Origin of the sequence: Rhizobium sp. 862_C5_N1_2 (assembly GCF_051811205.1) — a bacterium.
Taxonomy (GTDB): Bacteria; Pseudomonadota; Alphaproteobacteria; order Rhizobiales; family Rhizobiaceae; genus Rhizobium; species Rhizobium leguminosarum.
In genome coordinates this window covers 2,103,341-2,115,220 of the sequence record NZ_JBPWPT010000001.1, presented here as the reverse complement: position 1 = coordinate 2,115,220, position 11,880 = coordinate 2,103,341, and the positions used below count along the sequence as shown (strand labels likewise).

Sequence of the window (11,880 nt, the reverse complement as noted above, 5' to 3'; positions counted from 1 at the left end):
TGATCATCAGTCGATCGCGATTGCGTAGTTCTCGATCACCGTGTTGGCGAGCAGTTTTTCGCACATGGCCTTGAGGTCGGCCTCGGCCTTGCCCTTGTCGGCGCCTTCCAGCTCCAGGTCGAAGACCTTGCCCTGTCTTATATGGCCGACGCCCGAGAAGCCGAGGGCGCCAAGCGCACCCTCGATAGCCTTGCCCTGCGGATCGAGAACGCCGTTTTTCAGCGTGACGGTGACACGAGCCTTGATCACTTTGTCTTTCCTGCCTTACTTGACGAGAACCGGGCCGGTGCCGCGCACGGGCTCGTTTTCATTGATGATGCCGAGACGGCGCGCAACTTCGGAATAGGCTTCGAGCAACCCGCCGAGGTCACGGCGGAAGCGGTCCTTGTCCATCTTCTCGTGGGTTTCGATATCCCAGAGCCGGCAGCTGTCCGGCGAGATTTCGTCTGCAAGGATGATGCGCATCATATCGCCTTCGAAGAGGCGGCCGCATTCGATCTTGAAATCGACGAGCTGGATTCCGACGCCGAGGAAGAGGCCGGTCATGAAGTCGTTGACGCGGATGGCAAGCGCCATGATGTCATCGAGTTCGGCGGGATTTGCCCAGCCGAAGGCAGTGATGTGCTCTTCGGAGACCATCGGATCGTCGAGCGCGTCGGACTTGTAATAGAATTCGATGATCGAGCGCGGCAGCACGACGCCCTCGTCGATGCCGAGGCGCTTGGCGAGAGAACCGGCCGCGACATTGCGCACGACGATCTCAAGCGGGATCATCTCTACTTCCTTGATCAACTGCTCGCGCATGTTGAGCCGGCGGATGAAATGAGTGGGGATGCCGATCTTGTTCAGATGGCTGAAGATATACTCGGAAATGCGGTTGTTGAGGACGCCCTTGCCATCGATGACTTCGTGTTTCTTCTTGTTGAAGGCAGTGGCATCGTCCTTGAAGAACTGGATCAAAGTGCCCGGTTCCGGGCCTTCATACAGAATCTTTGCCTTGCCCTCGTAAATACGGCGGCGACGGTTCATCGTGGTCATTCTCTGTTGTTGGCGCTCTTGGGATAGCGCGAGTGGATCGATCTCGTGGCGTCCCCTTAAAGGAAAAGAGAGGGTTTCACAATCCGCCTGTCGCTCCTTCCCTGGTTTCCGGATTTCGCGGCCCTGGTTTCCAATTTTACGGAATACCGCAAAGAGAATCGAATGAATTCGCAAGACAAGTGTAGCGCCTTTTCCTCTACGGTGGAATGAAGGCAAAATGGCGGGCCGCTTATGCAGGTTTTTATTTGGCGGCTCTGCTTCGCAGCGCGCGACGAAGTTGCGTCTGCAGGGCGCGAGCGGCGATTTGCCCGTGGCGCCAGCTTCCGGCGCGGATGAAGGAGGGGATCTGCATGGCCGGCATCGGCCGGGCGAGCGCGTAGCCCTGCAGTGTGTCACAGTCGAGTTCTTCGAGAATGCGGATATGATCCACCGTCTCGACGCCCTCGGCGATGACGAGGATGTTCAGCGAACGGCCGATATCGATGATCGAGCCGACCAGTTTGCGCTGCTCGGACGATTGCGGCAGCATGCGGATCAGTTCGCGGTCGATCTTCAGCGTCTTCGGGCTCAGGCGCAGCAGGCTGACGATCGAGGCATGGCCGGTGCCGAAATCGTCGATCTGGATGTCGATGCCGAGCTTGCGCAGCTTTTTCAGGTTGGCGGCCACCGCCTCGTCGCAATCGTCGAGCGAGATCGATTCCAGCAGCTCGAAGGAGATGGTGCCGGGCTCGATCTTCAGGGCGCGAAGCTTCTTGCCGAGATCGGGGTCGGCGAGCCGCCTGGCGGAGACGTTGACCGATATCTTCGGGATCGGCAGCCCGTCCTTGATCCAGACGCTGCGGTCGGCCAGCGCTCGCTCCAGGATCAGGGCGTCGATGGTCGAGACGACGTCGAGATCCTCGGCGATATCGAGGAAGCGGTCGGGCGTCAGCAGCCCGTGCACCGGGTGCTGCCAGCGGGCAAGCGTTTCAATGCCTGCGACATCGAGTGTGCGGGCATCGAACTGCAGCTGATAGAAGGGCACGAATTCATTGCGCTCGAGGCCGATCAGGATCTCGTCGGCGAGGTGCTTGGCGGAGATGATGTCGCGGCGGGCAGAGGCCGAGAAGAATTCGAAGCGGTTGCGGCCCAGGCCCTTGGCCCGATAAAGCGCGATATCGGCGTCGAGCAGCATCTGCTTGGCGTCGAGCGTCGATCCGCTATCGATGGCGATGCCGATGCTGGCGCCGAAACGGCAATCGTGACCCTCATATCTGACGGGTTTGCGCAATTCGCGGATAACACGTTCGGCAAGGCCGGCGATCTTCTTCGACGCGGGATCGACGGCGCAGAGGATGACGAATTCATCGCCGCCAATGCGGGCGACGAAATCGGTGGCGCGGACGGAATTTCTCAGCACGCTTGCGGCATGCTGGAGCATGGCGTCGCCAGCCCGGTGGCCAAGCGTGTCGTTGATCTGCTTGAAGCGGTCGAGATCGATATGCAGGATCGCCAGCGCCAGGCCCTTTGCCCGGCATTCGGCCGAACGCTCGCCCAGCATCTTGTCGAGATAGCGGCGGTTCGGCAGGCCGGTGAGATAATCGTGCAGCGCCAGGTGCTCGATGCTCTCCTTGGCGGCTTCGAGCTCGCGGTTGCGCGCCTCGGCCAGATCCTTGGCGCGCTGCAGCTCGTTGCGGAGCGCGACTTCCTCGGTGACGTCCCAGTTGGCGCCGATCAGCTTGCGGTGGCCGTTGCCGTCGATGAAGAAGGCCGAGCGGGCACGGATGACGCGTTCGACGCCGTCGCCGCGAATGATGCGGTATTCCTGTTGGAAATCACTGCCGCTTTCGACGCTACGGTCGGACAAGCCAAGCACGCGCTCGCGGTCGTCGGGATGCAGGCTTTTCGCCCAGGCGTCGCTGCCGATCTGCCGCGAGGCGCCCTGCAGGCCGTAAATGGCAATGAGGCGCTCGTCCCATTCGACGACATCATGCTCGATATCCGCCTCGAAGACGCCGATGCGGGAAATCTCCAGCGCCAGATCGAGCCGGCGCGACAAACGCGACAGCGTCTCCTCGGCCTGCTTGCGGGCGGTGATATCCGTATCCGTGCCGACGATGCGCGTCGGCACGCCACTCTCGTCCCATTCCACGCAGGCGCCGCGACACTCGATCCAGACCCAGTGGCCATCCTTATGGCGCTCGCGATACTCGAAGATCTGATAATTGGGATCGCCGGCATTCTGCCGGTCGATGGCATGGACGACGAAATCGCGATCATCGGGATGGACCAGTTGCAGCCAGGCATCGTAATCGCCGGCGGCTTCCTCATCGGGCGCCATGCCGCGGATAGTTTTCCACGTCTGCGAGTAATATTTTCGGTCGAGACGGTAGTTGTGATCCCATACGCCAAGGCCCGAGCCGACGAGCGCATGGTTCCAGCGGCTTTCCCGCTCTGCCAGGTCGCAATCGTCGGTCGCCCCATTGCCGATACCTGCCTCAGCCGCTGCGGCATCGCCATGCGGATCACCGGCCTCTGAATGGGCTTTCTTCACGGGCATTCTCGCTTATCTCACCTCGGCGCAGTCTGCGGTCATTCCATTAAGAAAGACTTAGAAAGCACTTGCTCAACAAGCGGGATAGCGCCTTTTCCTCGATCAGGGGGAGAGCCGGCCGAGGAACTGGGCAAAGACCATGGTGCCTTCCGGCCAGGGACCGTGACCGGAATCGGCATTGATATGACCGGACTCGCCGGCATCGACGAGGAAGGAGCCCCAACTGCTGGCAATATCGTCGGCATGCTCGTAGCTGCCGAACGGATCGTTGCGGCTGGCGACCGTGATCGACGGGAAGGGCAGCGGATCGCGCGGATAGGGACCGAAAGTCATCAGGTGCTTTGGGCGGATGTCGGGATTGGCCACATCAGGCGGGGCGACCAAGAAAGCGCCCGCCACGCGGTTGCGGAAATGCGGGATGGCGTGGATCACCGAGGGCACGCCCAGCGAATGGGCGACCAGGACGACCGGACGGGTCGAGGCGTTCACCTCCTCGGCGATGCGGGCGATCCAATCCTCGCGAACCGGCTTCGTCCATTCGGCCTGTTCGACGCGCCGCGCCGTGCTGAGCTTTGCCTCCCAGCGGCTTTGCCAGTGGCTCGGGCCGGAATTGGTGTAACCGGGGATGATGAGGATATCTGCGTCTGAGGCTTTCATAGTGCCGCCGATGTGAGAAAGCTGGTCCAAGATGTCAAGAGGGGGTGCCAAGGGAGAGAGCGACACGGGCGTTGAAAGTTGCTATATTGCTCCAGTGCCGGTTGCGGATTTCGTGTCGGCTTGCCCGCCGATGCTGTCCGCCGCCGATCAGGTCTCGGCTGAGGAGGAGAAAACCATGGCGGCATTTCATGTCATGACGGGTGCTAGCGAAAGCTTGGCGCGGCCCGTCGTCAATCGCATCGGTATAGCTGACGTCTTCGACGCGCTGAAGCGCGGATACGAGGATTTCATGGAGAAACCGTCCCACTATGTGTTCCTGTGCCTGATGTATCCGATCGCCGGCGTCTTCCTGACGCTGTGGACCTCGGGCGCAAACCTTTTGCCGATGGTCTTCCCGCTTATGGCGGGTTTCGTGCTGATCGGCCCGATCGCAGCGATTGGCCTCTATGAAATCAGCCGCCGGCGCGAGGCCGGCCTCGATGCGTCCTGGACGCATGCGCTCGATGTGCGCCATTCGCCGGCGCTGCCGTCGATTGTGGCGGTCGGACTGATGCTCTGCGGCCTCTTCGTTGTCTGGCTGGTGACGGCACAGACGCTCTACAGCAATTTGCTCGGCGAGGTCTTTCCGCGCAGCATGGCGGATTTCTTCCGCCAGGTCTTCGGCACGTCACAGGGCATGCAGCTGATCATCTGGGGCAATCTTATCGGCTTCGTCTTTGCGCTCGTGGTGCTGGCGATGACCGTCATCACCTTTCCGCTGCTGCTCGACCGCGATGTCGGGGCGGTAGCCGCCGTCACGGCGTCAATCCGCGCGACGATTCTCAATCCGGTGCCGGTGCTGCTCTGGGGCCTGATCGTCGCAGCACTCCTCGTCATCGGCACGATCCCGGTCTTTGCCGGGCTTGCGCTGGTTATCCCGATCCTCGGCCATGCGACCTGGCATCTCTATCGCAAGCTGATTGCGCGGGAAACCACAGCGTAACCACAGCCCTTTCAGCAGGGAATCTCGGATCCCTGGGGAACCTCGAACCTGCCTCGGAGTTTGTTTAGCCAGAGCATGATGTCCGTCGACCTCATGCTCTGGAGACTTCGAGGGAGGATCTTTGAGGTGACGATGAAGCATCTGTTTGCCCACTTCGCAACCAAGGTATCGGAATGGGCGGGCAAACCCATCATCTTCATCCTGGCACTGATCGCCGTCGCTATCTGGGCGGCCCTCGGCCCCTTCTTCGATTATTCGGAAACCTGGCAGCTGGTCATCAATACCGGCACGACGATCATCACCTTCCTGATGGTGTTCGTGCTGCAGAACGCCCAGACACGCGACACGCGGGCGATCCAGGCCAAGCTCAATGAAATCATCCTGACCAGCCATGCCGAGAACCGTTTCATCGGTATCGAGAATCTCGACGAGGAAGAGCTGAAACGTCTCGACGAGCTGGTCGCCAAGGCCGCCAAAGGCAGGGGCGAGACGGAGGCTTGCCGGACAGCGGAGACAGTGAAAGCGGCGCCGTTGAAAAAGGCGGAGGCACGCAAGCGTCCTGTGGCTGCCAAAGCACCGAAGTAAAAACAACGGCCGCTTGAGAAAAGCTAGACATAAAAACGGCGCCTGCAAGGGCGCCGCCATATCGTTGATCTCGAACCGCTCACGCGTTGCCAAACACCCGTCGGAAAATCGTGTCGACATGTTTGGTGTGATAGCCGAGGTCGAATTTTTCGCGGATGTCCTCTTCCGACAGAGCAGCGCGGACTTCGGCGTCGGCAAGCAGTTCTTCCAGGAAGTCCTTGCCCTGTTCCCACACTTTCATGGCGTTGCGCTGGACGAGGCGGTAGGCATCCTCGCGGGAGGTGCCGGCCTGGGTCAGCGCCAGTAGGACGCGCTGCGAATGGACGAGGCCGCGGAATTTGTTGAGGTTCTTCTCCATATTCTCGGGATAGACCAGCAGCTTTTCGATGACGCCGGCAAGCCGCGACAGGGCGAAATCGAGCGTCACGGTGGCATCTGGGCCAATCATGCGCTCGACCGAGGAATGCGAGATATCGCGCTCGTGCCAGAGGGCGACGTTTTCCATCGCTGGCATTGCGTAAGAGCGGACCATGCGGGCAAGGCCGGTCAGGTTTTCGGTCAGAACCGGGTTGCGCTTGTGCGGCATGGCCGAGGAGCCCTTCTGGCCAGGCGAGAAATATTCCTCGGCTTCCAGCACCTCGGTGCGCTGCAGGTGGCGGATCTCGGTCGCCAGCCGCTCGATCGATGAGGCAACGACGCCGAGCGTGGCGAAATACATCGCGTGGCGGTCACGCGGGATGACCTGTGTCGAGACCGGCTCGGCCTTCAGACCAAGCGCTTCGGCGACATGTTCCTCAACGCGCGGATCGATATTGGCGAAGGTGCCGACGGCGCCTGATATGGCGCAGGTCGCGACTTCCTCGCGGGCGGCGACGAGGCGCTGGCGGCAGCGTTCGAATTCGGCATAGGCGAGCGCCAGCTTGACGCCGAAGGTGGTGGGCTCGGCATGGATGCCATGCGATCGGCCGATAGTGACGGTGTCCTTGTGTTCGAAGGCGCGGCTTTTCAGCGCTTCGAGCAGCCGGTCGATATCGGCAATCAGGATGTCGGTGGCGCGTACCAGCTGGACGTTGAAGCAGGTGTCGAGCACGTCGGACGAGGTCATGCCCTGGTGGACGAAGCGCGCATCCGGGCCGACGATCTCGGCGAGATGGGTGAGGAAGGCGATGACGTCATGTTTGGTGACGGCCTCGATCTCATCGATGCGGTCGACGTCGAAGGTGGCGGCGCCGCCTTTCTCCCAGATCGTCTTTGCCGCCGATTTTGGGATGACGCCGAGTTCGGCCAACGCGTCGCAAGCATGCGCCTCGATCTCGAACCAGATGCGGAACTTGGTTTCGGGAGACCAGATGGCGACCATTTCGGGCCGGGAATAACGCGGGATCATGAGCGGCTGCCTTCACTTCAAGAGGTTTGCTTTATCGAGGTTAGCGCCCCTGTAGCAAAGACGGGCGGCAATCTCAACGCATGCGTTTGGCAAGATGATAGCTGCTTGCGACAAGGCAGACGAGGCCAAGCGGCAGGAAAAGGCGCAGGCCGATCACCAGGAACTGGTAGACGGCGCTGGCACCGGTGAAGACGAACTGGAAAGCCCAGACGACGCTGCCGAAGGGCGCATGCCAGCGCGAATAGAACATCCGGTATTCCATGGCGAAGAGGAAGGCGGTCATCAGGATCGTTGCTGCTGTCAGCGTCACGAAAAAAGCGGCAAAACGCGCTTCCGGCGGCCTGCCATAAGCAAAGAAACGGGCGACCGGCAGGGCAAATGGCCAAGCGAACAGACCGCCGGCGAAATAGAGTGCTGCGACCTCGGCAAGGCGGCTCGTCTGCAGGCCGTTGCGCAGGTAAAGGCCGAGCATGGCGGCGGCAAGCATCTGCATGCCCCAAAGCAACGCGCCGGCGATCAGATCGGGGTAGGGCGGCCGTGCAGCTCTTAGACGATCCATCCTGGGGCGATCCGTCCTCGGGTGGTCCGTGCTCAGGGATGAACCGGAACGGCGATCCAGCGGCCGTTCCGTTCGGCATCGAAGGCCAGGACGAGGGCGATATGGACCTGGTTTCCGGTTTCGGGCTGGTAGACCACAGCGCCGCCGATCCGGTATTCGACGGAACATGCGCGCTCGGCCGGAACCGCCATCGCCTGGCGCGCCGCCTGCCGGTTCGGAGCGCCTTCCTTTTCGATCATTTGCAGGCTGAAGCCGATGACCCGCTTGTTGGAAGCAGCGCAGTCCTTCGGCGTCGGCACCGGCATCTCGCCGAGCGAGAGCGTATAGGGCGATTTCGGCGGACCGTCGGTCGCAAGTGTCGTGTAGCGGATCGTCTTCGAAGGGGAGCCGAGTTCGGTCGGCGGATTGAAGGCGGCGATCAGGCCCGGATTGGTCAGAAGATCGTATTTGTCCATCTGGCTGCGCGCCGCCGTCAGGTTCTGCCGCCGCGCCTTGGAAAGATTGGCGTCCTTATCGGTCAGTTCCGTGTGGAAGGGCGTGCCCTCCAGATATTGGCCGCTGTCGGTATCGACAAAATAAGTGTTGGAGTAGGGGACGTCGCCGCTCTGCTCGATGCCGAATTCCTGGAATCCGAAAACCTTGCCGTCGGCGGAAAAGCCGATCGGCTGGATATTGGCGATGTCGCCGGCAAGTGACAGGCCGGGCAGGCCGGCAAATGCAACGGCAAGCATGCCGCCGATGATCAGACGTTTTTTCATGCTCGTGCCCCTTCGGCTGCCTGACGCAGATCGGCGACAGTCCGGCGATAATCCTCGACCGTATCGCCCTTGAAAATTGCCGAGCCGGCGACGAGAACGTTGCCGCCCGCCCGGGCGATATCAGGCGCCGTTTCCACTGTGACGCCGCCGTCGACCTGGAGTTCGATCGGCCGGTCACCAATCAGTGACTTCGCCGCGGCAATCTTTGCCGCCATCGCAGGAATGAACTTCTGTCCTCCGAAACCGGGATTGACCGACATGATCAGGATGAGGTCGACATCGTCGAGCACGTTCTCGATGGCGCTGAGCGATGTCGCCGGATTGATCGTCACGCCGACCTTCTTGCCGAGATTGCGGACGGTCTGCAGCGAGCGGTGCAGATGCGGTCCGGCCTCGGCATGGACGGTAATTCGGTCGCAGCCGGCCTTGGCGAAGGCTTCGAGATAGTCGTCGACCGGCGAGATCATCAGGTGGCAGTCGAAGGTGGCTGATGTATAGGAGCGCAGCGACTTGATGACATCGGGGCCGAAGGAGATGTTCGGCACGAAATGCCCGTCCATGACGTCGAGATGGATCCAGTCGGCGCCAGCGGCCGTCACGTCGCGCACCTCCTCGCCAAGCCTGGCGAAATCCGCCGCGAGGATCGAGGGGGCAATGCGAATGGGCAGCGTCATCGAATCTTACTCCGTATGGGCCGCCATTTGACCGCGGCGCCCGAATTCAAGGCTGGCGCGCCGCTCATTGTGTCGGCGCGCCAGGTGGAAAAAAGCCGTTGCCCCGCCATTCGAGCAGGCGGTAGGGGTTTTGCGAAAGCTCATGCGCATCGGTGAAGACGATGGCGCCGACCGGCGTTTGGAATGTCGTGCCGAGAAGCGTCTCCTGCAGGGGCTTGCCCGCCGCAGCGGCGGCTTGCCCCGCCTGGCCGGCAATGAGTGCCGCGGCCAGCGACGGCAGGACATAGCCTTCCGGCTCGATGCCTTTGGCGCGCAGCGCGTCGGCCGCAGCCGTGCCTTCCGGTAGAACGGCGTATTCGGGCAGGGCGACAGCGCGCACGCCTTCATTCAGCGGCAGCGGCTGGTCGGCAGCGCGCATGGCATCGCCGCCGAGGATGGACAGCGGGATATTCTCAGCCTTGGCATCGCGGGCGATGACGGCGACGTCGTTGCGGTCGCCGCCGATGAAGACCCTGGTGGCACCGGCCCGTTTCAGGCGGCGGACAAGGGCAATCTGCTGCTCCTGTCCTGGCCGGTAGGTATCGGTAAAGACCGGCTTCAGGCCGTTCTGCTCCAGCGCATTGCGCACCGCTTCCGTCAGTTCGCGGCCATGAATGGTGCCGTCCTCGATCAGGGCGATCGGATCGGCGGCCCAGTCCTTCAGGATCGCCTCGATGATCTTTGCCGCCTCGGCACCGTCGGCGGGTGCTGCCCGGAAGAGCGGCCAGCCGTTCTTCAACGCATCCTCCATAAGGATGCGGGAGCGCACCGAGACGGTGATCGCGGGAATGCTGGCGTCCTTCAGCTTCGGCAGCGCGCCTTCCAGCGTTTCGCTACAGAGAAAGCCGATCGCGACCTGCACCTTGGCATTGACAAGCGCATCGGCGACCGCAGCACCACTATTGTCCTCGCAGGTCTCGTTGATGGCGACGAGGGTATTTTCTGACTGCTGAATCTCGAAGCCGGCACCGGCGGTAATCTGGGCGCCGAGCAGGGCGAGCGGGCCGTTCTGGGGGGCGACGACGCCGATTGTCACGCCGGCCGCATGGCCTTGCGCCGCCGCTCCCAGCAGCGCCAGACAGGCTGCTATGCCACGCAGGTTGATCATGAAAGGCGGAGATCCCTAGCCATCGTCCATGCCCTTTTATCCGCAAGGCCGCGATCGTCAAAGAAAAACAAGCGCAACACAGCGCTTTTCACCGGTCCTATTGTAGAAAAGGTAACCGATGCTCGCCATATTGGCGCGATAGCAAGTCGAACTACAGCGCCGCGCGTCCTTTCAGGCGCGCAAACGACGCTGTAGCACTTTGAATGGCTGCATAATTTTGTCCTTAAATCGATTCCGATTTAAGGATTTATGCAGTAGGCAGAATAAGCGCGTACGGGAGAAGCAGGTGTTGAACAGGCAGCATATCGACCCTGGCCTTTATCGCGATGCCATGAGCCGTTATGCCGGCCATGTACAGCTCGTGACGACGGCGATGGGCGAGCTGCGCCGCGGCGTCACCATCACGGCCGCCTGCTCGGTTTCGGACAATCCGGCCTCGGTGCTGGTCTGCCTCAACAACACCAATCCGAAGAACGAGATCTTCTTTCGCAGCGGCATTTTCGCGCTGAACACGCTCGGCGCCCATCATCAGGGCGTTGCTGATGCCTTTTCCGGGCGCACGTCGCTTGCCAATGACGACCGTTTCGCCAGCGCCCGTTTCGAGATGCTTGCCACCGGTGCGCCCGTGCTCGCCGACGCGCTTGCCGCCTTCGATTGCCGGGTGATCGATATCAAGGAACTGCCGACGCACAACGTCATCTTCGGCGAGGTCGCGGCCGTCCGATTCAGCGAAAAACACCCGGCGCTCATCTATCTGAACCGGGATTATCACGCGCTGTGATTGGAGTGGCCGGGATTTCGAAGGAATAGCGAATGGACAATGCCGGGATCGAGGAAATGTTTCAGGGGCTTGGCCCCGTGACGGTCAAGCGCATGTTCGGCGGCAAAGGCATCTATCATCTCGGGCGCATCATCGCGCTTGAAGTGCGTGACGAGATGCTGCTGAAGGCCGACGAGACGAGCGCCCCGGAATTTGCCGCTGCCGGTGCCACCCAATGGACGTATGAGGGCAAGAACGGCAAGCCGGTGAAGATGCCCTACTGGTCAATCCCCGACGAGGCCTACGATGATCCCGATCTAATGGCGAAATGGGTGCGGCTTGCCTATGAGGCGTCGCTTCGCGCCGAATGACTAGCCGCGTTCGGCGGCCGGCAAGGCTGCTATGGCAGCCTTGGTGAAGGCCGACAGCGGCTCGGGCAGATCGGTCAGAGGAAACCAGCCGAAATCCGAAAGCTTGTCCGGTTCGGTCAGTTGCGGCTCGCCGTCGACGTCATGGGCGAGATAGAGGATCGAAATCCAGTGTTGGCGATCGGCCTCGATGATCTGCTCGCTCATGCAGAGGCGCTCGATGCGGCCGATCGTCAGGCCGGTTTCCTCTTCGGCCTCGCGGCGCGCAGCTTCCTCAGCCGGCTCCATGTGATCCACCTTGCCGCCGACGATATTCCAATAGCCGGCTTCAGGTGGACGCATGCGTTTGTAGAGAAGGATCCTGGCGTCGCGCAGAATCACCAAGCCGACGCCGAGACCCGGAAAATCAATACCGGGCCTGCCCATTGGAAG

Annotated in this window: 14 protein-coding genes; 4 read left to right on the top strand and 10 right to left on the bottom strand. The window is 61.5% G+C overall.

Annotation, left to right across the window (positions count from 1 at the left end; all coding sequences use genetic code 11):
- Positions 1 to 6 precede the first annotated feature (6 nt).
- The 4 genes from purS to ACD590_RS10710 form a co-directional block, all read right to left on the bottom strand.
- Positions 7 to 249 (bottom strand): phosphoribosylformylglycinamidine synthase subunit PurS, encoded by a 243-nt coding sequence (gene purS, locus ACD590_RS10725; protein WP_018072257.1) that lies wholly within the window; start codon positions 247 to 249, stop codon positions 7 to 9.
- 15 nt (positions 250 to 264) lie between these two features.
- Entirely contained in the window at positions 265 to 1,029 is a 765-nt protein-coding gene (gene purC / locus ACD590_RS10720) for a phosphoribosylaminoimidazolesuccinocarboxamide synthase (protein WP_018242191.1), read from the bottom strand.
- 250 nt (positions 1,030 to 1,279) lie between these two features.
- On the bottom strand, positions 1,280 to 3,577 hold the full coding sequence (locus ACD590_RS10715; protein ID WP_018242190.1) for a putative bifunctional diguanylate cyclase/phosphodiesterase: 2,298 nt from the start codon (positions 3,575 to 3,577) through the stop codon (positions 1,280 to 1,282).
- Between the two features lie 96 nt (positions 3,578 to 3,673).
- Positions 3,674 to 4,228, bottom strand: coding sequence for an RBBP9/YdeN family alpha/beta hydrolase (locus tag ACD590_RS10710; protein ID WP_113542049.1), 555 nt, complete (start codon positions 4,226 to 4,228; stop codon positions 3,674 to 3,676).
- 175 nt (positions 4,229 to 4,403) lie between these two features.
- Here ACD590_RS10710 and ACD590_RS10705 point away from each other — a divergent pair, with 175 nt between their 5' ends.
- Positions 4,404 to 5,210 carry a DUF2189 domain-containing protein gene (locus ACD590_RS10705; protein ID WP_439002533.1) on the top strand — a complete coding sequence of 269 codons (807 nt, stop codon included), beginning with the start codon at positions 4,404 to 4,406 and terminating at the stop codon, positions 5,208 to 5,210.
- 132 nt (positions 5,211 to 5,342) lie between these two features.
- Entirely contained in the window at positions 5,343 to 5,795 is a 453-nt protein-coding gene (locus tag ACD590_RS10700) for a low affinity iron permease family protein (RefSeq protein ID WP_439003527.1), read from the top strand.
- Between the two features lie 79 nt (positions 5,796 to 5,874).
- Here ACD590_RS10700 and purB read toward each other — a convergent pair whose 3' ends face one another.
- The 5 genes from purB to ACD590_RS10675 all read right to left on the bottom strand — a co-directional run bounded on the left by purB (position 5,875) and on the right by ACD590_RS10675 (position 10,320).
- Positions 5,875 to 7,182 carry an adenylosuccinate lyase gene (gene purB, locus ACD590_RS10695; protein WP_028733781.1) on the bottom strand — a complete coding sequence of 436 codons (1,308 nt, stop codon included), beginning with the start codon at positions 7,180 to 7,182 and terminating at the stop codon, positions 5,875 to 5,877.
- A 73-nt stretch (positions 7,183 to 7,255) separates the two neighbouring features.
- The gene (locus tag ACD590_RS10690) at positions 7,256 to 7,741 is read right to left on the bottom strand and encodes a hypothetical protein (protein ID WP_047621271.1); all 486 of its coding nucleotides are present in this window, start codon (positions 7,739 to 7,741) and stop codon (positions 7,256 to 7,258) included.
- Between the two features lie 32 nt (positions 7,742 to 7,773).
- A complete protein-coding gene (locus tag ACD590_RS10685) occupies positions 7,774 to 8,499 on the bottom strand; it encodes a DUF2259 domain-containing protein (protein ID WP_130652480.1) in 726 nt (241 codons plus the stop codon).
- Entirely contained in the window at positions 8,496 to 9,173 is a 678-nt protein-coding gene (gene rpe / locus ACD590_RS10680; protein ID WP_018242183.1) for a ribulose-phosphate 3-epimerase, read from the bottom strand. The genes ACD590_RS10685 and rpe overlap by 4 nt, the downstream gene beginning before the upstream one ends.
- A gap of 64 nt (positions 9,174 to 9,237) precedes the next feature.
- Complete coding sequence (locus ACD590_RS10675; protein WP_130652479.1) at positions 9,238 to 10,320, bottom strand: ABC transporter substrate-binding protein; 1,083 nt, start codon at positions 10,318 to 10,320, stop codon at positions 9,238 to 9,240.
- Positions 10,321 to 10,606: 286 nt separating this feature from the next.
- Here ACD590_RS10675 and ACD590_RS10670 point away from each other — a divergent pair, with 286 nt between their 5' ends.
- A complete protein-coding gene (locus ACD590_RS10670; protein ID WP_018242181.1) occupies positions 10,607 to 11,101 on the top strand; it encodes a flavin reductase in 495 nt (164 codons plus the stop codon).
- 32 nt (positions 11,102 to 11,133) lie between these two features.
- Entirely contained in the window at positions 11,134 to 11,451 is a 318-nt protein-coding gene (locus ACD590_RS10665; RefSeq protein ID WP_018072246.1) for a TfoX/Sxy family protein, read from the top strand.
- On the opposite strand, the gene ACD590_RS10660 is transcribed toward ACD590_RS10665, so the two are convergent.
- Positions 11,452 to 11,874 carry an NUDIX domain-containing protein gene (locus tag ACD590_RS10660; RefSeq protein ID WP_130652478.1) on the bottom strand — a complete coding sequence of 141 codons (423 nt, stop codon included), beginning with the start codon at positions 11,872 to 11,874 and terminating at the stop codon, positions 11,452 to 11,454.
- Between the last annotated feature and the right edge of the window lie 6 nt (positions 11,875 to 11,880).